At 35.0% G+C, this 22,930-nt stretch carries 25 protein-coding genes, 2 tRNA genes and 1 rRNA gene (1 of these 28 cut by a window edge); 16 read left to right on the plus strand and 12 right to left on the minus strand.

Features of this window, described 5'->3' with window-relative positions; genetic code table 11:
- Positions 1-85 precede the first annotated feature (85 nt).
- Both D1867_RS00835 and D1867_RS00840 read right to left on the minus strand, forming a co-directional pair.
- Positions 86-1,543, minus strand: coding sequence for an ammonium transporter (locus tag D1867_RS00835; RefSeq protein WP_420809284.1), 1,458 nt, complete (start codon positions 1,541-1,543; stop codon positions 86-88).
- 272 nt (positions 1,544-1,815) lie between these two features.
- Positions 1,816-2,829, minus strand: a complete 1,014-nt coding sequence (locus D1867_RS00840) for a pyridoxal-phosphate dependent enzyme (protein WP_155862405.1) — start codon at positions 2,827-2,829, stop codon at positions 1,816-1,818.
- Positions 2,830-2,863: 34 nt separating this feature from the next.
- Between D1867_RS00840 and D1867_RS00845 the strand changes: the two genes are divergently transcribed.
- Positions 2,864-3,370 carry a hypothetical protein gene (locus D1867_RS00845; RefSeq protein WP_338077913.1) on the plus strand — a complete coding sequence of 169 codons (507 nt, stop codon included), beginning with the start codon at positions 2,864-2,866 and terminating at the stop codon, positions 3,368-3,370.
- Positions 3,371-3,591: 221 nt separating this feature from the next.
- Positions 3,592-3,678: a hypothetical protein gene (locus D1867_RS12345; RefSeq protein ID WP_338078071.1), complete on the plus strand. Its 87-nt coding sequence runs from the start codon at positions 3,592-3,594 to the stop codon at positions 3,676-3,678.
- Here the strand turns inward: D1867_RS12345 and D1867_RS00855 are convergent.
- Both D1867_RS00855 and D1867_RS00860 read right to left on the minus strand, forming a co-directional pair.
- A tRNA-Ala gene (locus D1867_RS00855) sits at positions 3,660-3,733 on the minus strand. The genes D1867_RS12345 and D1867_RS00855 overlap by 19 nt on opposite strands.
- Positions 3,734-3,773: 40 nt before the next feature.
- A tRNA-Pro gene (locus tag D1867_RS00860) sits at positions 3,774-3,849 on the minus strand.
- Positions 3,850-3,886: 37 nt separating this feature from the next.
- Here D1867_RS00860 and D1867_RS00865 point away from each other — a divergent pair.
- Positions 3,887-4,603 carry a helix-turn-helix domain-containing protein gene (locus tag D1867_RS00865; protein WP_155864357.1) on the plus strand — a complete coding sequence of 239 codons (717 nt, stop codon included), beginning with the start codon at positions 3,887-3,889 and terminating at the stop codon, positions 4,601-4,603.
- Here the strand turns inward: D1867_RS00865 and D1867_RS00870 are convergent.
- A complete protein-coding gene (locus tag D1867_RS00870) occupies positions 4,572-4,916 on the minus strand; it encodes a nascent polypeptide-associated complex protein (RefSeq protein ID WP_155862407.1) in 345 nt (114 codons plus the stop codon). The two genes, D1867_RS00865 and D1867_RS00870, sit on opposite strands and share 32 nt — an antisense overlap.
- Positions 4,917-4,970: 54 nt before the next feature.
- Between D1867_RS00870 and D1867_RS00875 the strand changes: the two genes are divergently transcribed.
- The 7 genes from D1867_RS00875 (at position 4,971) to D1867_RS00905 (ending at position 12,409) form a co-directional block, all read left to right on the plus strand.
- Entirely contained in the window at positions 4,971-6,236 is a 1,266-nt protein-coding gene (locus D1867_RS00875) for an MBL fold metallo-hydrolase (protein ID WP_155862408.1), read from the plus strand.
- A complete protein-coding gene (locus tag D1867_RS00880) occupies positions 6,233-7,387 on the plus strand; it encodes a threonyl-tRNA synthetase editing domain-containing protein (RefSeq protein ID WP_155862409.1) in 1,155 nt (384 codons plus the stop codon). The genes D1867_RS00875 and D1867_RS00880 overlap by 4 nt, the downstream gene beginning before the upstream one ends.
- Positions 7,380-8,336, plus strand: a complete 957-nt coding sequence (gene mvk, locus D1867_RS00885; RefSeq protein WP_155862410.1) for a mevalonate kinase — start codon at positions 7,380-7,382, stop codon at positions 8,334-8,336. Before D1867_RS00880 ends, mvk begins: the two co-directional genes overlap by 8 nt.
- A 15-nt stretch (positions 8,337-8,351) precedes the next feature.
- Entirely contained in the window at positions 8,352-10,121 is a 1,770-nt protein-coding gene (gene glmS / locus D1867_RS00890; RefSeq protein ID WP_338077915.1) for a glutamine--fructose-6-phosphate transaminase (isomerizing), read from the plus strand.
- Positions 10,118-11,185, plus strand: coding sequence for a nucleotidyltransferase family protein (locus tag D1867_RS00895; protein WP_155862411.1), 1,068 nt, complete (start codon positions 10,118-10,120; stop codon positions 11,183-11,185). Before glmS ends, D1867_RS00895 begins: the two co-directional genes overlap by 4 nt.
- 74 nt (positions 11,186-11,259) lie before the next feature.
- Positions 11,260-11,964, plus strand: coding sequence for a hypothetical protein (locus D1867_RS00900; protein WP_155862412.1), 705 nt, complete (start codon positions 11,260-11,262; stop codon positions 11,962-11,964).
- On the plus strand, positions 11,939-12,409 hold the full coding sequence (locus tag D1867_RS00905) for a hypothetical protein (protein ID WP_155862413.1): 471 nt from the start codon (positions 11,939-11,941) through the stop codon (positions 12,407-12,409). The genes D1867_RS00900 and D1867_RS00905 overlap by 26 nt, the downstream gene beginning before the upstream one ends.
- On the opposite strand, the gene D1867_RS00910 is transcribed toward D1867_RS00905, so the two are convergent.
- Positions 12,386-12,631 carry a hypothetical protein gene (locus D1867_RS00910; RefSeq protein WP_155862414.1) on the minus strand — a complete coding sequence of 82 codons (246 nt, stop codon included), beginning with the start codon at positions 12,629-12,631 and terminating at the stop codon, positions 12,386-12,388. The genes D1867_RS00905 and D1867_RS00910 overlap by 24 nt on opposite strands.
- Positions 12,632-12,665: 34 nt before the next feature.
- Between D1867_RS00910 and D1867_RS12670 the strand changes: the two genes are divergently transcribed.
- Positions 12,666-13,466, plus strand: a complete 801-nt coding sequence (locus D1867_RS12670; RefSeq protein ID WP_338077916.1) for a DMT family transporter — start codon at positions 12,666-12,668, stop codon at positions 13,464-13,466.
- Here D1867_RS12670 and D1867_RS00920 read toward each other — a convergent pair whose 3' ends face one another.
- Positions 13,467-14,444 (minus strand): YncE family protein, encoded by a 978-nt coding sequence (locus tag D1867_RS00920; RefSeq protein ID WP_155862415.1) that lies wholly within the window; start codon positions 14,442-14,444, stop codon positions 13,467-13,469.
- Positions 14,445-14,535: 91 nt separating this feature from the next.
- Here D1867_RS00920 and D1867_RS12585 point away from each other — a divergent pair, with 91 nt between their 5' ends.
- The 3 genes from D1867_RS12585 to D1867_RS00930 all read left to right on the plus strand — a co-directional run bounded on the left by D1867_RS12585 (position 14,536) and on the right by D1867_RS00930 (position 16,607).
- Positions 14,536-14,664 carry a hypothetical protein gene (locus D1867_RS12585; RefSeq protein ID WP_276608425.1) on the plus strand — a complete coding sequence of 43 codons (129 nt, stop codon included), beginning with the start codon at positions 14,536-14,538 and terminating at the stop codon, positions 14,662-14,664.
- 430 nt (positions 14,665-15,094) lie between these two features.
- The gene (locus tag D1867_RS00925) at positions 15,095-15,835 is read left to right on the plus strand and encodes a hypothetical protein (protein ID WP_155862416.1); all 741 of its coding nucleotides are present in this window, start codon (positions 15,095-15,097) and stop codon (positions 15,833-15,835) included.
- A 1-nt stretch (position 15,836) separates the two neighbouring features.
- A complete protein-coding gene (locus tag D1867_RS00930; protein WP_155862417.1) occupies positions 15,837-16,607 on the plus strand; it encodes an oxygen-binding di-iron domain-containing protein in 771 nt (256 codons plus the stop codon).
- Here the strand turns inward: D1867_RS00930 and D1867_RS00935 are convergent.
- The gene (locus D1867_RS00935; RefSeq protein WP_155862418.1) at positions 16,591-17,148 is read right to left on the minus strand and encodes a hypothetical protein; all 558 of its coding nucleotides are present in this window, start codon (positions 17,146-17,148) and stop codon (positions 16,591-16,593) included. The genes D1867_RS00930 and D1867_RS00935 overlap by 17 nt on opposite strands.
- Positions 17,149-17,224: 76 nt before the next feature.
- Here D1867_RS00935 and D1867_RS00940 point away from each other — a divergent pair, with 76 nt between their 5' ends.
- A complete protein-coding gene (locus D1867_RS00940; RefSeq protein WP_155862419.1) occupies positions 17,225-18,451 on the plus strand; it encodes a PIN domain-containing protein in 1,227 nt (408 codons plus the stop codon).
- On the opposite strand, the gene D1867_RS00945 is transcribed toward D1867_RS00940, so the two are convergent.
- Complete coding sequence (locus D1867_RS00945; protein WP_155862420.1) at positions 18,441-18,830, minus strand: hypothetical protein; 390 nt, start codon at positions 18,828-18,830, stop codon at positions 18,441-18,443. The genes D1867_RS00940 and D1867_RS00945 overlap by 11 nt on opposite strands.
- Before the next feature lie 97 nt (positions 18,831-18,927).
- Between D1867_RS00945 and D1867_RS00950 the strand changes: the two genes are divergently transcribed.
- The gene (locus D1867_RS00950) at positions 18,928-20,001 is read left to right on the plus strand and encodes an AAA family ATPase (protein ID WP_240872148.1); all 1,074 of its coding nucleotides are present in this window, start codon (positions 18,928-18,930) and stop codon (positions 19,999-20,001) included.
- A 209-nt stretch (positions 20,002-20,210) separates the two neighbouring features.
- On the opposite strand, the gene D1867_RS00955 is transcribed toward D1867_RS00950, so the two are convergent.
- From D1867_RS00955 to D1867_RS00965, 3 genes are all read right to left on the minus strand, one after another.
- Positions 20,211-20,426, minus strand: coding sequence for a hypothetical protein (locus D1867_RS00955; protein ID WP_162309143.1), 216 nt, complete (start codon positions 20,424-20,426; stop codon positions 20,211-20,213).
- Positions 20,427-20,476: 50 nt separating this feature from the next.
- Entirely contained in the window at positions 20,477-21,592 is a 1,116-nt protein-coding gene (locus tag D1867_RS00960) for a hypothetical protein (protein ID WP_155862422.1), read from the minus strand.
- A 1,061-nt stretch (positions 21,593-22,653) separates the two neighbouring features.
- Positions 22,654-22,930, minus strand: a 23S ribosomal RNA gene (locus tag D1867_RS00965) (it continues 2,762 nt past the right edge of the window).

Below are 22,930 nucleotides of genomic sequence, written 5' to 3' on the forward strand. Positions count from 1 at the left end.
TGATGAACTTTAAATTCTCTGATATTTAAAGAAAAAGATGAGGAAGAAAACAATATTAGCTAAGAATTAATAATAAAAATCTATTTCACTTTCCTTCTTCTTTCTTTTTGCCTGGCTCCTCTTCTACCTTCTCTACCGCAGGCTTTTGTTCAGCTGGCAATGTTGCTAATAGGTCAGAGTATGCTACCTCACCGTGCATTGCGTAATCTCCAATCTGTAGCGTTTCTGGCGGAGCTCTTAATGGAATGAATAGTCCTATTAACTTCAATAAACCAAATGTAATTGCGAAATCATAAACGAACACTACTGCAGCAGCAAAAGCTTGTATGCCTAATTGATACCAGTTACCATATAATGCTCCACGAAGAGTAGGATCCACATATACCGTAACGTTGGGATCGGCAAATACTCCTGTTAGCAGACCGCCTACAATACCGGCAATACCGTGGGTAGAAAATACGCCTAGGGTGTCATCAACTTTTAGCTTAGGTTCTAGCTTATATAGAGCCAACCACGGTATAGAGCCAGAGGCTATACCTATAATTATGGAATATAGCCCATTAACGTAACCTGCGGCTGGCGTAATTGCAACTAAACCAGTTATTGCACCGCTAGTAGCTCCCACTAATGTAGGCTTCTTAAAGAAAGCCATATCCATTAGCATCCAAGTAACGGCACTTACTGCAGTAGCAATGTTAGTATTTAATACAGCTATTGCAGCATCAATAGTAGCTCCTCCAGGGTCACCTCCGTTAAATCCATCCCAACCAAGCCAAATTAAGCCGGCCCCTGCTAATATTAGAGGTAGACTATGAGCTTCTAGTTTTCTCTCAGAAGCTAATCTAGGTCCTACAGCTAAAGCTGCAGCCAATGCTCCTACTCCAGCATCAACGTGTATGACATAACCTCCGCTGAAGTCTACTGCTCCTAATTGATTTAACCATCCTCCAGCAAATAGCCAATATGCTACTGGGCTATATACTAATAAAGACCAAAATGGTACAAAGACCATCCAGGCTTTAAAGTTCATTCTTTCTAAAACACCGCCTGCAAGAAGTACTGGAGTTATTGCTGCAAAGACAAATTGGAAGAATATGTAGGTAGACGTAGGAATATTGAGCATACTATTAGATGGGCCATAAACTGTTTGAGAAGCTTCATAGGTTCCTGGCCATGCAGGCAATGGAGTTCCCAATATTCCATAACCATTTATAACTAATGTAGGCTTTCCAAAGCCAAAATTATAACCTGCTATCATCCATACTACTAAAACTATAGAAAATGCGTAAAATACCATTAGTGCACTATTTACAGCATATTTTTTCTTAGACAATCCTGCATAATACAATGCAACGCCTGGCACACTTTGCAAACCTACAAAAGTTGCCGCTGTTAGCATCCAAGCGTTACTACCTAAGCTTAGCCAAGATGGAACAGACGCTGGTGGATAGTCAGAAGTTCTATTTGCTAATGCTGCTATAGACTGATTTAACGATTGTATTTCTTGAGTAACATTAGTAGTTGAGGCAGATGTTATTATCATTAATATGAATGGAATTACAAAAATACCTAAACTAATTATTTTTAGGTATTTCGTGTCCATTCTCTATCAGACAAAAGAAAGTATAAACTGAATAAAAGCAATTCTAATAATCTGCATAAATACTTTTTAATAGTATATTCTATTTATTTAACACTTTGCTTTTCTCACATGCTAAAAGAAGGAAAAAATATAAAAAGATTTCATTATATTCTCTTACTAGTATAATTCGTGTTTTATCCTATTTAAAGAATAAAAGATCTGTATATACATTTTTATAGAACTTTCAAGCCATTACCGGTTAGCACTAAAACACTGATGCCTTCTGGCTTACTTTTCTTATATGCAGAGTAAACTGTTGCAGAACTATATTCTACAAGCAAACCTTTCCTTGCTAACTCCTTCCAAGAGTCTAAAATTTCTTCGTCATTAACTACTATGCAATCGCCATAATTTCTTATAACCTCTGTCATCTCAGGTAAAAGGAAAGGATTGGTAGAAACTAGTGCGTCAGCAATAGACGTTACTTTTTCTGGTGGGGTATATTTTATTCCCTTGACTTTAGAGCAAAGAGGCATCACTTGCTCAGTTTGAACTGCTATTATATTAGGAATTTTTGCTATTATACCTTGATTAAACATATGCCTAAACCCTTCTAAAACTCCAAGTAATAAAGTACCTGCAGATGTAGGCAAAAATACATTATCTGGGGCCCTCCAACCTAGATCCCTTACAATTTCATAAGCTAAAGATCTTATACCGTCTCTAAACTGAGGCTGAAGAACATGTGAAGCATAATAGTAGGGAGAATTTTCAGCAGCCTTTGCTACTTCTTCCCTGCTTCCTTCAACTTTTACTACTTCTGCACCATAGCTTTCTATTTGCTTTAATTTATTCCCTCTAGCGGTTGATGGAACAAATATTTTAACAAGCATTCCGGCGGCAGAACCATAGGCAGCAATAGAAGCTCCAGCGTTACCAGAAGAATCCTCCGATATCGCCTTTATTCCGTTCTCTGCTAAATACGAAATTAAAGTTACAGAACCTCTATCCTTGTAAGAACCCGTAGGATTAAGAAAATCCAACTTAAAATACATATCGCCATTTTTTATCATAGGCGTATTCCATTCTCCTAAAGAAATCCAAGACTTTATGTAAGGAAAATTATCTCTTAAGTTTTTAGAGAAAGGCAAATCTTCAATTTCAACTTTAAATGGTCCTCCGCATCTTTTGCAACGCAATTCTAAGCCTTCCCTTTCTTTGCCACAACGCATGCAAACTTGTCTCATGAAAAGAGATGAGGAAGAAAGTTTATTAATACTTGTGAGCGAAAAAGTCATTCCAATTTACGCCAAGGGATATTTTACTATAGCCAGAAACGGTAAAGGACTGTTTATATCAACTTTTTATTATTATGATAAGGAAGGATATTATGCCTCACTAGACAAGGAGAAACTCGAGGAGGAAAAAGAAAAATTGAAAGAAAATATGCAGTATTATCTCAATCAAGAAACCCTGAGGATTAACAGAAGGAGAGTAAACGAGAAAGTGAGCAAGGTAGAAATAAACTTGTTAAGCGTCAATTACCCTATGATAGATTTTTACATTACCTTCAAGGCGAGATTAAAGTTAGGATATAATCTGTATGAAGATATATACGAAAATGAAGTTACTGAATACCCATTCGAAGCAGTTTACGTCTTCCCTGGAAAAATTCTGTCCGCAAGAATAAGAGGTGAAGTGAGTATCAAAGACAATATAGCGATAGTAAAAGTTAAGAAAGGCATGAAAACTGGTAAAAGAGAAATATTCGCGTTCAGAGTAATATAAGTCGTATAGAAATTGAGCAAAATTCAATTTTTATATAATTTAAGAATATTTGATACCGAATTCAATTTTACCATGGTAAAAGCCCCGTGCTTAAAATGACAAGCAAAGGACATTATATGAGTTATAGAGTTTTCCCAGCCTGAATATCCGTTAGAGAAGGAAGAAGCACTAATTTTTACTCTATAGAGAAGGAAAAAGAAGATAACGTAAGAGAGCGTTACATTGACCCCTTAGATAAGATAGTCGAATACTATCTTAGCAGTAGGGGGTATGGAGGTATCCCCCACAGTGGACCGGCCGGGATTTGAACCCGGGACCTCTCGGATGCCAACCGAGCACTCTTCCAGGCTGAGCTACCGGCCCATTCTGTATCTTCTCTTAAAATATTTTAAAACTTTTTCTATGGGCCCGCCGGGATTTGAACCCGGGATCACGACGACCCGAACGTCGCATCCTAGCCCTGGCTAGACTACGGGCCCTACGCTTTATTATTTACTTTTATTCTTAATATTTTTGATGGCTAGTGATTACGTAATAGAGTTAATAGCAAAGAGGATTGCAGGCGATATAGTATGGAGTTCTAACATAGGTTTATCAATGAAAAAATGGAGGGAGATGTTTGGAATTTCTCAGTCTGAACTTGCAAGAGTCCTTGGAATCTCACAAACGGTTATTGCAGATTACGAAAGAGGTAGAAGACAGCCTGGAAGTGCATTTGTAAAGAAGTTTGTGCAAGGTTTAATAGAGATAGACGAAAGAAGAGGATTCAAAGTAATCTCAGAATTAAGTAAGTCATTTACTTTAAATTTTCCATTTATAATAGATATGAGAGATTTCGAAACTCCAATATGTTTTGATGAATTAACAATAGCAGTTGACGGAATTCCTTTGAATTCTACAATTAATCTTAAGAAGATTTACGGTTACGTTGTAGTAGATAGTTTAGCTGCAATTACCACATTAAGCGGGATGGAGTTTTACCAATTTTTATCCTTAGTTTTTAATAGAGTAATAGTCTTCACTAAAGTAACCAGTGGAAGATCGCCAATAATAGCGTTAAAAATTTCTCCAGTTAAGCCCGACGTGATAGTACTTCATAGGCCTTTAAAAATGGATCCGCTTTCTATAGATCTTGCAGATAAGGAAGGAATAAACATTATAATCTCTACTAAGAGAAATGAGGGGGAATTAATTAAATCCCTTAGGACTCTTGTCCATTCAAAATCATTATAGCTTTTGCTATATCTCCATTGGCTTTAACTAAAGCTTCCCTTACCTCATTTTCTGGTTTTCCAGTTTGTTCCATGATAAATTTAACATCTTCATCCTTAATTTCTACTTTCTGCTGTGCACCTTTCTTTTCAACTTTTGTCTCTCCTCCAGAGACTACTATTGCTTCTTGTCCAGCAAAACTAGTTCTCATTACCATTGGGGATTCTATTGTTATTATTTCGTCTGGAGTTTCTATTGTAACCCTCAACGCGTCTATCTTCTCTGCTTTAATCCCCATCCTTTGAAGAGCTTTAAGATCTTTTGGAACTTTCATAATTTAATATTATATAGGACAAACTTATTATTTGCGGTTAACAATGTTTACCAAATGAGTTATCATCTGAAAATATTAGGTGGAGGACAAGAAGTAGGCAGAGCTGCTATAGAAGTTGCCGGACCAGACGGAAGTATAGTTTTAGACTATGGAGTAAACTTTAATCCAGACGACACGCCTAACTTTCCTTTGCAAGAAATGCCTTCAAAAGTTAAAGCGTTCATAGTATCTCACGCACACTTAGATCACGTAGGTGCTTTGCCTATCTATCAAATTTCTGGAAGTAAACCAATTTACGGAACATCAATAACGAAAGAAATTGGAGAATTAATCTTAAAGGACTTCTTAAAGATTTCTGGACCAAAAGTTCCTTATGAATGGGTAGAAGTAAAGAAAACACTTGACAATTTCAACACAATAAAGTACAACGAAGAGTTTGAAATTGGTTCTTTTAGGATAAAAACCTCCAGCGCAGGGCACATACCGGGCAGTGCAATAACTGTAATAAAAACTGACAAAGGAGACGTAACTTATACTGGAGACATAAATATAACTAATACTAAGTTAATGAAACCCGCAGACCTCGATATAATGAGAGATTCAAGAGTTATAGTCACAGAAGCAACTTATGGTAAATTCAACCATCCACAAAGAAAAAGTGTTGAAGACGAGTTCTATAACGCAATTATGGAAGTTCTAGAAGAAGGGGGAACAGTACTTGTCCCAGCATTTAGCTTATCAAGGAGTCAGGAGATTTTATCTTTATTGGCTGAAAGAAATATTCCATATCCTGTATATTATGACGGTATGGTTAAGACAATAATGGAAATAATGATTAACAATCCAGAGTATATTAATAATTATGAGGCACTAAAAAAAGCATATAATGAATTCCATTACGTCAACGGCTTGCAAGATAGGAAGAAAGCTTACAAAAGTAACGGAGTAATAGTTGCCAGTGCTGGTATGCTAAAAGGCGGTCCAGCAGTTTACTATTTCAAGAAAATTGCGGATAATCCTAAGAACGCAGTATTCCTAGTGAGCTATCAAGCAGACAATACTCCGGGCAGAAAACTCCTTGAATTAGGGAAATTCGATGAAGAATCTCCATTATTAAAAGCTAGGTTACAACTATTCGACTTTTCCAGTCATGCAGGCAGAGATCAATTAATGCAAATACTTAAGGCATCAAAGAGCCTTGAGAAAGTAGTAGTAGTTCATTCCTCTGCAGATAGTGCCCAATACTTTGCTGATCATGTTAAGCAAGAATTAGGAGTAGAAGTTATAGTCCCAGAAAACGGACAAGAAATACAACTATGATTCAATTATTCATCCATGCGTCAAATTTTTCATACGAAGTTAAAGAAAAAGCTGTAGAGAAAGCAGAAGAAGATTATTTGCCTTCTCTCAAAAAAGAGAATGCGTTAGTAGTTTTTACGACTGTAGAAAAAGGCGACGATGAGGAAATTATAAGAAAAGCCGTAGATAATATTAAAGATGTTTTTTCCAAAGTCAAAGCCTCATGCGTAATTATTTATCCTTACGCTCACCTATCAAATAACTTATCCTCACCAGATGTAGCAATATCTTCTCTTAAAGAAATTGAAAAGGAATTAAAAGATAGTGGAATAGAAACCTATAGAGCTCCTTTCGGTTGGTATAAAGCTTTCAGCATAAGCTGTTACGGACATCCACTAAGTGAACTATCTAGAAGGATAACAAAATCTGAAGAGTTTTCCAAGTCTGAAGAACTAGAAATTTGTAGCAAGTTTGGTTTCCCTTCTTCACCTAAGGCTACTTTCATGAAGATTGCAACGCTAGAATATTTAAAGAAGGTGCTTTCGCCAAGCAGTATCATAATATCTAATGATGAATTAAAAGAAAAGGAAGGAACAATGATAATTAGATATTTAAAACCTTCTGGCAGAATTTTGCCGTGCATCAATGAGGATCCAAAAATTGAAGTTATTTATTTTGGTGAGAAACAGCTTGATTTCCCTAAAGAATTTAAGGACTCAAAAAACTCGTTAAAAATTTGGGACTCAAAAGACGGTAAAACTACTATCTGGGTAGGAAATTTAATTTATTACATTCTTCTTCAAGCAAAATCAATGAGCACACCATATTTGCCCTTATGGATTTCTCCAATTCACGTAAGGTTGTTGCCAGTGAAAAAAGATTTCCTTGAAAAGACTGAAGAGTTTGCTAACCAGCTTTTGTCTAAAGGAGTAAGAGTTGAAATAGATAACAAAGACGACGGGTTAGGTAATAAAATTAGAAGGTCAGGGATAGATTGGATACCTTATGTGGCAATTGTTGGAGAAAGAGAAATTAAAACTTCTACTCTTACAGTTAGGATAAGGAAAAAAGACGAGCAGAAAAGCTTGACTATAGATGAATTATACGCATTAATAAAGGATGAAGATCCTCTCATGCTAAAACAAAATACTCCGGTGAAAATCTTTGATTGAAGTTGAAGTACCCCTAAAGTTAACACTATTTGGAGAACATGCTGTAGTTTATGGGGAACCAGCAATAGCTATGGCAATTAACGAGAAGATGAAAATAAAAATAGTGCCATATCATAAAATGGTATTAAAATCGAATTCTTTATCAATTAAGGGAATAAAAGTTGACTTGGAAGAAATGAAGTTAGAAAGCGAGGAAACTTCAAGAGTTCTCTCTTATGCTCTGTCAACAATTAATTTCTTTGAAAAAGAGTATGGCACTAGGAAAAATGCGTTAATAGAAATAGAATCTCCAGTAGACCCTTCTGTAGGCTTAGGAACTAGCGCTGCAGTAATAGTAGGCATAGTGGGAGGATATTCTAGATATTTAGGTTATGAACTAACCAGAGAGGAAATAGCAAAAATCTCTCATAAAATAGAGCTTACAGTGCAAGGTTTAGGTAGTAGAATGGATACTTATACTACTTCTCTAGGTGGCTTGATATACTTCCCTAAGGGCGGAGGATATGAAAAAATAAGAGGAGAAATAAGAATAACAGCCGGATACATTAGAAGAATCGCAACTACAGCAGAGATTTTAAAAAGAGTTAAAAGTTTGAAGGAAAAGAACCCTGATTTATTTAACGACTTAATTTCTTCCATAGGAAAAACAGTCAATAAGGCTAAAATTGCAATAGAGAAGGAAGACGAAGAAGAAATAGGAGAACTTATGTATGTTAATCACGGACTATTAATGTCGCTAGGCGTTACATTGCCCCCAATAGATAATCTGGTTTCAACTGCAAAAATTCTAGGCTTAAAAGGATGCAAAATAAGTGGTGGCGGGGGAGGAGGTTCAACAGTATGCTTAGAAGACGAAAGGGCAAGAATTTTACTATCGACTATTGGCGCAAAAATAGTTGACGCAAGAATTAGCCAAGAAGGTGTAACGATAAAGGAAATAAACCAGTAAATTAAGACTTTACTAGTGTGCGGAATAATTGGAGTAATCTCAAAAAATGACGAGAAGAAACTTGCTACAATAACTGTTCAATGCTTAGAAAGATTAGAGTATAGAGGCTACGATAGCGTAGGAGTAGCATCAATGGAAGGTAATGAATTAGAAGTAAGGAAAGCTAAAGGAAGGATTGACGAAGTAGTAAAAAGATTGAATATTTTATCAATGACAGGGAGGGTATTTCTAGGTCATACTAGATGGGCTACACATGGAGAGCCTAATGATATTAATGCTCATCCCCATACTGACTGTACTAACTCAATAGCAGTAGTTCATAACGGTACAATAAAAAATTTTAGAGAACTTAGAGAAGACTTAGAATCATTAGGTCATAAATTCAAAAGCGAAACTGACACAGAAGTTATTCCACATTTAGTTGAAGAATTTAAAAAGAGAGGGATGGACACATTTTCAGCTTTCAAATCCGCTATAAATTCTATTCAGGGCAGTTACGCAGTTTTAGCAATTATTAAAGGAGAAAATAAAATATATTTCGCTAAAAAGGACAATCCTTTAATTATTGGTTTAGGAGATAAAATGAATTTCATATCAAGCGATATACCAAGCTTTTTGCCTTATACTAATAAAGTGCTTATCTTAATAGATGGAGACGTAGGTTACATAACTCCAGATGATATATATATAGAGAATGAAGGTAAGAAAGTTAATGTTTTGGATAGGATAAAAATAATAACCTGGGACGCTTCAGCAGCGTCAAAAGAAGGTTATGCTCATTATATGCTTAAGGAAATTCACGAAAGTCCGAGAGCTGTTGATGACACAATCTCAGGACTAGTTTCTGACATTGAAGACGTTAAGAACGCAATAAAAATCTTAGAAGAGTCTAAAAGAATAATAGTAATTGCTGCTGGAACTAGCTACCATGCAGGATTATATTTCTCTTTACTTCTGCAAAGGGAAGGATTTAATATAATTCCAGTAATAGCATCAGAATATTACAATATAAAAACAAACCAAGAAGACGCCATATTAGCAATAAGCCAAAGCGGAGAGACCTATGACGTGATGATGGCACTAAAAGAATTCAAGGCTAACGGATCCAGAATAATTTCATTAACTAACGTAATAGATAGCGCAATAGCTAGACAAAGCGACGTAAAACTTTACACTAGAGCGGGGCCAGAAATTGGAGTTGCAGCAACAAAAACCTTTACTTCGCAAATAGCAGCCCTTCAATTTCTTTATTCCTTAATGAAAGGTGAAGATTACACTTACTTAAATAAGGCAAAAGACGTCATAAGAAGAAGCTTAGACTTTGAAGGAGAGGCTAAATTAATAGGAGAAGAACTTTCTGCAAAGTCCAACGCCTATTACCTAGGAAGGGGGCTTTCTTTGCCTTTCGCCATGGAAGGTGCATTAAAAATAAAGGAAATAACTTATTTGCACGCTGAGGCTTACGCCGCAGGAGAAAGTAAGCACGGGCCTATAGCTCTAGTTGAAAAAGATTTTCCAGTAGTTTTTATAAACCTTGGCGAGCTAGTAGGAGAACTACAAAATAACGTTCAAGAAATGAAAGCAAGAAAAGCTAAGACTTACGCCATTAGCGTTAATGAGAGATTAAACACCGACAAGGAAATCTTGCTCACAGTAGATGATGAAAGATTATCACCATTTGCGGTCACTCCAATAATACAACTAATAGCTTATTATTCTGCAGTCAAGAGAGGAAATGATCCAGATAAGCCTAGAAACTTAGCTAAGACGGTGACTGTAGGATGAAAGCAATAGTTTTAGCCGCGGGAAAAGGAGAAGGATTAAGACCTTATACTGAAAAAGAACAAAAGGAGGCTATAACAATCTTAGGCAAAGCTATAATTTCTCATGTATTATACGGTTTAAAAAAAGCAGGAATAGATGAAGTAGTTATAGTTACAAACGAACATGAAAAACAGATTCAGGAGGCAATAAACATTGATATTCCATTCGAGACGGTTAGGCAAAAAAGGTCTGGAATAACTGGAGCAGTACTTGATGGCATGGATAAAATTCCAGATGACGAATTCCTATTAGCTTTCGGAGATATTATTGCTGAACCGGAATTTTACATGAATCTAATGAATTCCTACATAACTGGAAACTCGAAGGCAGTCTTCTCTTTAGTCCCAGTCTCAGAGGGCATGCAAACTTACGGCTTAGCTAGAATAGTCGATAATAGAATTGAAATAGTTAATGAAGGCTCGACACTAGCACTTGCAGGAGCTTACATAATACCTAAGGGAGATTTCACAGATATTTTAGAATATTTCAAAAAGATCTCTCCTTTCTCAAGATACTTCATATGGTCTGGCAAATGGATAGATATCGGTTACCCAGAAGATCTTATTAACGCAATAGAGGTCCTTCTTTCCGATTTAAATAATTCAATTATTTCAGATAAAGCTGAAATTTCAAAGACCGCAGTAATAGGAAAAAAGGTAATAATAGAAGACAACGCCATTATCGACGATTACGCAGTAATTAAAGGTCCTGCGTACATAGGAAAAAACGCGTACATAGGAAATTACTCTCTAATAAGAGATTATTCTTCCATTGAAAGTGAAGCAAAAATAGGAGCATATTGCGAGGTTACACATTCGTTAGTAGAACCGAGAGCTGAAATTGGATCTAAAAGTTACTTAACTTACACAATAGTAGGAAGAGGAGCAAAAATAGGAGCATCAGTAATAACAGTGAGTTATCCGGCAAATCCAGTTAGGGGAAGAGAAAGAAAGCTCGGCGCATTGATTTCACCTAATGAAGAAATATATCATGGACAAATTATAGGTCCAAATTATAGAAAATAACTTCATTTTTTATCTTCATTCATACTAAATTTTTTAAAAAAAGGCTTATTTAAGCGCAATCAAAAGGATTAAATGTGGAGCTTATTGATACTAAAAAATTATTAGAAGGATATAAATTAAAAGATGGAGATAGTGTACTTATAGATAGTGACTCATTATCAATTATAAAGTATTTTCATGGGTTAAAGAAGATAAACTTGATTGCTGATGATAATTTTATATTTGAAACACTAGAAATTGCAGGATTCTTAAGAGAGCATCAAGTAAAAACGTCTGTCAATAATTTTCCCCCGTCATATGAACCTAAACTAATTAGGCATAAAAAACTTGAGTTCCCTATTACGAGATCCAAAGGAAAAGGATTAACTTGGAAAGTTTCTGGAGTAGATTTTTTGCCAGGTAATTTCGTTCTAGGAAAGGATTTTCCAGTAAGTGATGAAAGAACCGGAATTCTGGGATACATGGTTAATAAAAAAGTTGTAGTAATATTCAAGAAGTCAAATGGGGATTATATTGAAGGTAGAATAATTGGAAAGCTGGATGGTGACGAAGAATACCTTGTTAGACCAAATAAATGGTTAACTGACTTAGTAGTTTTTAAGGCAACCTTTAAAAAAGGCAAGGCAATTGCTAGTAAGAAACTCCTATTTTGTAGGCCTTTAGGCTCTGTTTTCCTTCCTTTAAATAGGAGGGATATATATAATATTTTATTAAAATTAAAAATAAGATCCTCAGGATATCCGGTTGAGTGTTATGATTATCAAAGTTCATGGAATTAAAGGTGGTTCAGGAAAATCTACGATATCTAAATATCTTTTTTACTATTTTAGAAAGAAGGAAAGGAAAAAAGTATCACTTTACTCTATAGAAGAAATAGTTAAGTATAATAATCCAGAAATTATAATATTAGATAATGTTAATCTCACAATAAAAAACAGTAATATAGAATGGAAATTATTCGTTACAGACCCTCAAAGTTTAGAATTAAGCTTAAATTATATTAAGGATGATGATTTTCTCATAGTTAATAAGGTTTCGCCATTTCCTTGCGAGCAAGCCGAAATAATAAAAAAGGTTTACAAGCTTAGAGCAGTCCTAGTTCCTTTTAATGGAAAATTATTTTATGAGGAATATGAGGAGCTGGTAGAACCTACTCTAAATAGGCTAGCTGAAAATTTACTTGGCTTAAGGAAAGACCACTTAATAGTTCCTTTTCAACAATAATTCGCCTATTTCTTCTCCAATATCAGTTAACGCGTATTTACCCTTACATTTTTTAATTACTCCGTCCGCTACTAAGTCAGCCAACTGTAATTTTAAAGTATCTGTAGATACTCCTACAAGATCCTTGATATCTTTAAAAGATAACTTACCTCCTTCCCTTTTTATTACTAAGACTATTTTACTCTTTATCTCAGACGACATTACCTTATCCTTAGCATCCATAAATTAAATTAAGAAACCTAAGAAATAAGCAATCGTGAATAAAAGTTACGTAATCTTAATAATAGGAGGAATATCCTTTGGAACAGCAGCAATATTTATAAAATTTTCAGACTTAACGCCTGGGGCTATTGCTTTTTTCAGATTTCTTGTAGCAGGATTAATTTTATCCTTAGGGAGGATAGACCTTAAAAAAATAATAAAATATTCTCCATTCGGGTTATTATTATCCCTTCACATGATAACCTTCATATTAGGAGTCTATAATACAACAATCATTGATACGACAGTATTAGTTTCAACTTCACCGTTTTTTGCCATACTCCTATCGCCCTTAAGCAAATTTAAGGCAGAAAGAATTGACCTCGTTATAACTGCTATAGGTTTTTCAGGAATATTAATAATGAATTATCCCTTACAGTTGGGCTATCTATACGGAAATATAATGTCACTAATATCAGCATTCTTAATCTCACTTTATACAACATTATTAAGCAGAAACGAGGAAAATCCCCTTGTTTTAACCTCAAGCATTTACATATCTTCCTCAATTTTCTCTTTACCGTTTGTAATATACCAAGGTATAGGGAAGATAGATTTAACATCGATCTTATCTTTACTTGGCTTAATCTTTATACCAACGTTAATAGGACATACGAGCGTTATTTATGCATCAAATAAGGTTAAACCTCAATACATAGAAACTATAGGCTTATTAGAACCCGTAGTTGCATCAATAATAGCAATATTTACCTTTAACCAAATACCTAATCTTTTTGAAGTTTTAGGCTCTGCACTAATAGTATCATCAATTATATTCGTAATAAATAAAAAATAGTCATCTGATTTCCTTTTTAATCACAAAATAGCCTACTATAACTAGAATACCTATACCACCTGCTATCAAATAGTAAAGGCAATAAGGCGGTGGCGGAGGAGGTACTTGAGGGATTATAATAACATTATTTGAAAGCGAATTAACAACGTAGATGTTACCATTCTTATACATTAAAATTGAAGGCCTACCTCCAACTGATATATTATGAATAACACTACCGCTGAGTGAAAGTACTAGAATCGACCCCGTAGCTACATCTGATACGTAAATATAGCCGTCTGAAGGATCATAAATTGCATCATAAGGACCCAAGCCAGCACTAAAATGAAATACGCCAGAGGAGTTTATTATAGTAAGCTCATTATTAATCCAACTCGTTACAAAAATGTTCCCATTACAGTAATTAACGTAAACTACTCGGCCACCTATATAATAAGTAGTATTTAACTTTCCTTCTGTATTATATACGTAAACTACGCCGTTATATCCTCCGCCTATGTAAAGAAGACAATTTTTAGGATCAAAAGCAATAGCGTCAGGTTGATAACCAAGATTTATAGTTTTTATTAAACTGCAGTTCTTTATTATCCCAAGAGAATTAATCTCTGGTTCTATAACGAAAAGTTCTTGATCTTTAGGATCATAAGCCATATAACAAGGGGAAGACGTCAAATTAATAGACCTTATAATCTTGTTATTTTCTAATACTACTATCTTATCACAGCCTGCTAAAGCTACATAAATCTTGTTACCTGCACTAACCATACTTATTGGTTGAGAACCCACAGCAATAGTAGAAATAACTTCATTATTGCTAGGATTTATAATGCTTACGGTACTAGAATTATAATTCGTAACATATATATAACCAGAATTACATAAAATAAAAGATGGAGCATTCCCAACTTCAATACTAACAATTGAGGACGAGACAAATATTAACATAAACAATACTAAGAAAGAAAGCTCCCTAACCATATATACGACTACATAATGTTTATTAAAAATCCTATGCCAACAGTAGCAATAAGGAGAAATACTAATTTATTAGCCTAATTCCTTAATTGCAATGATTTATGCGTTTACTTACTTAGGGGATAATTTTTACATATTCTGGTTAGGTACAAAAGTAGGTACAATAACTTCTGACAAGTTAACATATAAGGGTATTGCGAAAATTTACAAAAATGGGAGTTAGGAGGCGAGAAGGGGATGGATAGTCCAAGAAAGTTTTTAATGACGTTAATGACGCTCCTCCCCAGTATTTATAGATGAAAGTCTCTCCACTCTTACAATGGTAGTCTCTGAGTCACTCGAATTGATGGTGGGAACTATGAACCCCTTGGAAAGGAATCCTTCCAGGAGGAAGTCAGTAAAATAGCTTTCACCGATATGCTTATTTAACAAGACTTCCCATACATACTAAAACCTTATGTTTTTATGATATCTAATTGACTTCCTTCATAAAATTCTATCAGCCCTAGCTCTCCTTATTAAAATTTAAAATATTTTTGTAAAAATGATAAAAACATAATTAAATATTGTATAAAATTTAGAAAGTGAAATTAAACGATTTATATCCAAACTTCATAATAGCTTAAATAGAAAACAGCAGATCTATAAATAAGATGGTTATAAAATTAACTGAGGAGATTGAGACTACTGACGACGACTCTAGTAAACTTTGGTTTTATGATAAAAAGAATATAATAGATTGTATTCCTAACTTAGTAGGTTTCTCAGAGAACAAAGTAAAGCTTAGAGTAAAGAACTTCTTTTTCTTAAATAAGATATTAGAATACGAAATTACGAGCTTTATAGGTGGAGAATATATAGAGCATAAATTCAAAAATGAAGATTCCTTTGCGACTTTACTTATAACGTTTAATAAAAACAGAAAAATCATTTCTTTATCCCTTTCATATTCCGGAAAATTTGAAAAGCAAATGAACAAGATTTTGGAGAAAATGATGAAAAATTTAAAGATAAAATACCTTGAACAGAAGACAGCCCTACAAAAGAAAAATAACGAATCTTTATCATCTAAGCTAGCTTCCTTGTCCTTTGTAGCAAAGCTAGTCTCGACTTCCAAGTTAATATATTCTGATAAGCTAGATACGGGTAAGATAGATATAACTCCCTTCATTGAAAACCTATTGCATAAATTCTCGCAATACCCTATAATTTATATATCAGGGTTTAATGAAGAAAACACTTTTCGCCTTCTATTTGTTAACGGAGAACTCAAAGGGATATATGTAAAAATTTCTGACAAAGAATTTTATTCCGAAGAAGAATTGTTAAAACTTAAAGGATTATTTCACGTTTCTGTTTACGCAAATCTATTAAAACCAAGTATGGTGACCTAATTTGATTGACCCAATCGTATTGGCAGAAGAAAAAGGAAACAAATTCGTTTGGTTATCGATAGATGAAGCAGAAATGGATAAAGGAATAATAACAAACCAATATTTACTTACCGTAAAAGATAAAGGAATACTAATGGATCCTGGAGGACCATTAGTTTTTGAGAGAGTATATAATGTAATGCAAAAGTTCATTAAACCAGAAGACGTTGAATACATCTTCCTATCCCACGAAGATCCAGACATAGTTTCCGGAATTACCTTATGGTTAAATTATTGCCCCAATGCAAAAATACTAATTTCAGACTTATGGGATAGATTCTTACCACATTTGGGAGTAGATATAAAAATGAACGTAATAAGAATACCTATTCAAGGAATGCAAATTAACCTAAACGGAGACAATTTAAAAATAATTCCTGCTCATTTCCTGCATTCAGTTGGTAACTTCCACCTTTATGATCCAATAACTAAAGTTTACTTCTCTGGAGATTTAGGAGCAGCAGTCTTCCCAAAAGGTTCATGGTACATAATAGTTGATAACTTCGACGAACACAAGAAATACATGGAGAACTTCCACAAAAAATACATGGCTAATAAAAAGGCAATAGAATTATGGTTAAAACAAATTCAAGGGTTAGATATTAGAATCATAGCGCCACAACACGGTGCAGTAATTGAAGGAGATAACGTGAGAAAATTCATAGAGTGGATAAAAAGCCTAGATAAGATAGGAATAGATCTCCTAGAGGAAGAACTTAATACCAATACCTAGTCCTTGCAGACTTCAATCCTTCCTTATATGCCGCATAAGTAATTATGAAACCAACTCCGAGTGCCACAGCAAATATTATTATAACATCAATTACTGAAAAGTCACTAGAGTCTATTGCCTTTCTAGCGTCTCTCAGATTAGAAAAGAAAGATGAAATGTAAGCCCAGGCATCAAATATTGTAGCAAAAGCGTTATAGCCAGTTATTAACCCTGCCTTCCAATCTCTGCCTCTTACTGTTGAAACAGCACTTAAATACGTTGCAATAACTCCCCATATAATAATCTCCAGACCAAAAACGAGTCCAGAGAACGATAATATGAAAACTGTGGTAGAGACGGAAATATAACCAAAAATTCCCAAAACTATAGCTATAATCAAGCTAAGTACATAACTCATTGGCAAAAAACCTCCCAATGCATACAAAAGCTTTCCTAGCCCTTTTCTATAAGCTGATATTTTACCAGAATTATATGAGTTCCAAATAGGTATGATTATATCTATAATGAAAAAGATTATATCAAGTAGTAAACCTATGCACATTAAATACTTCTCCTCTTCTTCAAATATAAAAAGTCTTTCAACGATAATTATTTACTGATAATACTACTCTATTTATATGATACTAGGAGTCCTAGGTTCGAATAAGTTAGTTACGACAACTAACGCCATACTCACAGAAATATTTACAGGAATAAAGCAAATTGATAAAATTATAATACTATCCGAGGAAAAGACAAAGAAGGACTATACAAAATTAAAAGAGATAGTTAAAGTTATTGGAATTAACTCAGAAATTGAAGAAATCGAATTAGGTAAAGGATTAAAAAATTGGAGAGAAAAACTAAAGAACGTAGATATAGACATAGCTGACATAACTCCAGGAAGAAAATATATGGCATATTCAATAATTGCTTATTCAAAAGCAAAAGAAGTACGCTACGTTTACATAAAAGAAGAAAGCAAAGGTTACCACGTTTTTGGTTACATTCCATTTAACGAAATGGAAGTCGTAAACATGAGGACAGGAGAAAAAATTAACTTTGACCCTCCACAAACTATTAAAGGCCTGCCTAACGATAACGAATTATCAACTACGGCAACTGATGCGTTAATAAATATTTACAGTCTTCTAGGAAAAGTTACAATAGAAAACTCCTATAGAGAAATCCAAGAATTTGAAATCTCGGATGCAAAAGATGAGAACGAAGAATTATGCCTATTAAGATCAGGATTCTTAAGATACAAAGAAGAGGATGAAATAAAGGAAGAAGCTCAAAAAGGCTCATTCTTCATAGCTGATACAAACACCTACATAAAAATAGGACCTAGATTAAAGTTTTTGACATACCCAGGCTACAGATTATTAGCCTCAAGAGCTACATATAACGAACTACAGAACAAGACATCTAGCACACAAAAAGACGAGAAACTTTACCACTTTTACATGGGAATGGAAAGTTACAGATTATTGCATACACCTCCAATTTCGGAAGATAGAAGATTTGGTGACACAAACCTATTAGAAGAAAGTAAAAGACTAAAAAGTGAATTACCTGAAAAATTAGTATTAATAACCGCTGATGTAATGTTAGCTAACTCAGCAAGATCTAAAGGAGTTTCAACTATACTTTTAAGAAATATAAATAAAGGAAAAGGAGATATAGGAGTTTATTTAAATTGCGTAAAATACTTCACTCAAAATTCTATAATGGTAGAAGGTAAAAGGGTTGCAGAAATTCCAAAAGTCAGAGAATATGAGGAAAAAATAAGAATAAAAACTATTAAGGAAGATTTAAACTACCCTTACTTACTTTCAATTACTGAGAAATTCCTTAAGTCTTAGCTTCCTCCTTTTTCTCTCCTTCCTCTTTCTTAGGCTTCTTAAACCTCACAACGTTAGCCTCAAAAGATATTTTAGCATTCTCACCCTCACACTGTACAGTTAGCTTACCGTTAGCTTCATTCAAAGGAGTGCACTTTGCCTCATACTTCTGAGCAAGCTCATTAACGAAATTCCTAAACCCAATGCGTTCCCTAAACCTTATTCCGGAAAGTTCAATAGTATGGTCAGTTACTGTTAACTTAGGCTCCTCCTTATCCTCACCTTTCTTTTTCTTTGAGAACCTCTTAAGTATACCTTCTAATTTAACCTTCTCAGCATCAACATTTTTACCTTCTTTCAATTCCACTTTAACATTAACGTAATATTTGACAACCTTCATATCATTCAACAAACGATAAAGAAACTATTAAATCTAACGAACTCAATTAGGCTAACAGACTATTTCGTAAAGGCTTATTTACTTCTGGGGCAGAAGTATGATTCTGGGGCAGAAGTTGTTATTTGATGAAAGACCAAAAGACAGGAAAGAAGACCTATTTGATAGAGAAAAAGAAGTTGAGGAAATAATAAGTAATATAAAAAGACCCTTACTGCTCATCTCAGGAGTGAGAAGAATAGGCAAAACCTCAGTACTCCTAGTTTCACTAAACGAGCTAAAAGAAAATTACATACTCATCGACTGCAGAAAACTAAAGGAAAACTACGGTAGAAAAGAACTATACTCACTATTCTCGGAAGCGCTATCCTCAAAATTATCCTATTTGAAAGACGTTCTGGAGAAAGTAAAAGGAATAAACATTGCAGGAAATTACGTTGAATTAAAATGGGGAGGGAAGAACTACATATCATTGTCAAGCCTCTTCGACGAACTAAATAAAAAAAGATTAATTATAGCAATAGACGAAGCACAAAGACTAAGAGGGCCATTAAGCAAAGAAATAAAAGACGCTATAGCTCACGCTTACGACTATGATAAAAACTTAACGTTCATCCTTACGGGTTCAGAAGTAGGTTTATTACACGAATTAATAGATGTAGAAAACGAAAACTCCCCAGTTTACGGAAGATATTACCTAGAAATAACTCTGGACAGATTCAACAAAGAAAAGAGCAAAGAATTCCTACAGAGAGGGTTCCAAGAACTTTCAATAAAGGTTGAGGATAAAGTTATCGAGGAAATTATAGACTACTTCGACGGAATACCAGGCTGGCTAACATTTGCAGGCAACGAATACGCTACAATGGGAAAAATCGAAGAAGTAAAGAAAACTGCAGTAAAAGTTGCAAAAGGAGAACTAGAAAACCTAATCGAAGAAAAAACAAAAAAGGTATCTTACATAACGGGGAAAAGGTACAGAAACGCATTAAAATGCCTTGCAAAAGGAGAAAACTCTTGGTCTAAACTACTATCATGCATGGAAAAAGAGGAAGGTTCAACAATATCCACAAGCGTGCTAGATAATATAATACAAAACCTAGAAAAAATGAGCATAATAAAAGATTACGAATTCCTAGACCCAGTATATAAAGAAGCGTCAAAACTGTTGTAGATAATTTTCAATAATAAATAATAAATAATACTAATATTATATCCTCACGTTTTATTTAGGTTTCACGTTAAAACTAATTCTAAGCATCTTTAGAGTTGATCGTAAGAAATAAATTGTTAGTAATACCGGATTAATTTCTGAGCATTTTTAGCAATATTTTACCCTCTATATTCCTAATCTAGGTAATTACTAGTTTAGTTTTAATCAAATTAATTCCTTATGTTCTCTATATTAGAGAACACGCAATCTAAAGCCTCTTGATAAATATCTTCCTCAAAAAGCTCTAAATTCTGCTGAGCAACACACTCATCAACGTAACTCAAAAGCCTATAATTCCTCGTCCTTATCAATTCCTCCCTAACACGCCCAATAACATTCTTAACCTTCTCAGCATAAGGCTTAGCACTACTAACCATCTCATCCACATTGTCAGTCCAAACAATATAATTAACTATAGCACCCGCAACAACCCCACTTATTCCATACGCTGAAACAATAGAACTAATAGCCCTCTCAGCACTCTCAACACCCTAATACTCAGATCTAGCACATCCCTAACTCCAAATTTATCAGCGTAAGTAAGCATTCCTGCATCAGTATAAGGATGAGGAGGCTCAACAATCAAAAGGTTACCAAAAGAATAACCCCCAACACTCAACATATTACCGTCGAAGACTAAGCCTATTAAACCAACAGACTTACAACCACTGGGACAAGAAAAAGACATAAAAAGCGGAGCACCTATCAAAGCCTCATTATAAGAAGTATCACTAACAAGTTCAGAACAATACTTCTCGAAATCACCAGCCAAGAAAAACTTGCATAAATCATCCATAACACTTGCAGGAAAGAGAACGTAAGCAGAACCACGCTGAACTGCAGGAGGAACTTCAAAAGAAGCCTGCTTGCTCGCAGTAACTATAACCATGTAAGGAAAAGGAGGTATCTTTGATATATTTAGAAGAACTGCTGCAAGGGCATCTGCACTATAATGACCACCAGATACGGAAATGAGAGAGCCTGGTATAGAAGTACTAGATATAGGTAAAGAAGTATAGTATGGAATATAGTTAGTCATTATTGCTCCCGCAGCAATAGATTCTAACCCATCTAAGAACCAGCCAACAATTGGAGTTTTGCATCCTTCTGGAGGGTTAGGTTGTAACCATGCACTACTTATTCTATTTGTCCTCATTCTAAGAACTACAATGTTACTCTCTTTACCCCTTATTTTAGTAGCTAATGCTCTAGTATTATTGTAAAAAATTGTTCCTCCTTGAAAGGCTTGAAAACTCCTAGCTGAAGCCCAATAATTTGATTTACCGCCTACGTAATAATAGTTCCCTTCCTGCGTCCTAATTATTATTCCATGCCTAATAACCTGGAAAATATTCTTGGTACTCTTTGTTACTCTAAGTGACGTAGCTAACGCAGGGTAAAACTCGTAAGAGAATCCCTTCTCCTTTATCTGCATTCCAGTACAAGTTGCAGTGTCCCTAATTGAACCATAAGTCACTAATCCACCTATAATACCAGCTATAGCCCCAACTGCTCCTTCAGGTATTGGAATAGGAATAGGAGCAGTAGACATTACTGTTATTAGATAAAATTATGAATATAAAAAATTTACTGAAGCTTCTTCTCACGGGCTTAAAGGATCATACACCCTCCGATCTAACCAGGTTAATTGGAGCAACCGAATCCCTCTCCAATTGACCACCCTAGCAGTCACCACTCTAATACCTCCATGATCAAGTTGAGAGATCATTAATAATAAAAAATACACATGGCGTAATACTATCTACTAGCTATATAAATAAAAAGTGCAACTATCCAAAATTGCATTTAGAAATGATTTAAAAAACGAGTACATGAAAGAGTTACAGTATTATCAGACAAGATATAGAAGAAATTCTTAGATATAGAAATTTGTGATGATCTTTACTTAGACACACTGGAATGTCTGCACCTTGAGCTGTTTAAAAGTTTTGCTTATAGGGATTTTCCTAGGGATAAACACAAGCCTCGTTACAAGGTCTTCTTCTGTAGAATCTCCACCTACCTAATATACGCCGTAGTTAATATACTCATACAGTATGCTATAATCCCTCTAGAGGTAGTGTAATTCTATTTTTGGCGATTTCTAAGCCTTACTTTCTTCTCTTTTAAGCGAAAGCTACCCTGTCCTTAATTATGTGGATAATCTTGTTCATGTTAAGCATTTTTAAGTCTTCTTAGCTTATTTGAAATTTTCCATGATTTATGATCAGATTGCCGTTAAATTTACCTCAGCGCATCAAAGACAGACTAGAGGGAGACTAAAGTAACGAAATTTCGCTAATTACAGCAAATACATGTTCAGTTGTGAGAGAAATTTTGCAACTATTAGGAATTTCGCAGAGATTTCCATGCTTCCTCAGAAATAGAATAAGGAATCGATAGAAAAACCTGCCAACAATATGAAAACAGAAAAAGTAAAGAATACTGCTAATAGCCCAAAACTAAAATGATCCAAATGAATACCCCTTATGTACAAGACAGCCACTACTAATACCCACTATTATAATATCTCTAACAACCCAACACGACAAAAATCAAGAATAAGAAGAGGCTAGCCAACGACCAGTTAAGCCCAGCCACCTAAGGACTGACTACGCTGGGCTCGCCCTATTGGGAGTGGCGGGCTGAACCCCTCGGGCTTTCGCCCTCGGGGCTTACACCCCCACCCCATCAACCTCCTCTTCTAGGAGTGGGCTCCCGCAGGCAGCCTTTCGGCCACCTGCACGGCCGCCTCTTTTTGGGGAGGGGTTCTCGCTTAGATGCTTTCAGCGATTACCCCTCGAGGCGTGGCTGCCCGGCACTGCCCTGGCCGGACAACCGGTAAACTAGAGGCCCCGGTACCCTGTTCCTCTCGTACTAGGGGTACCTT

The organism is Acidianus infernus, assembly GCF_009729545.1.
Taxonomy (GTDB): domain Archaea; phylum Thermoproteota; class Thermoprotei_A; order Sulfolobales; family Sulfolobaceae; genus Acidianus; species Acidianus infernus.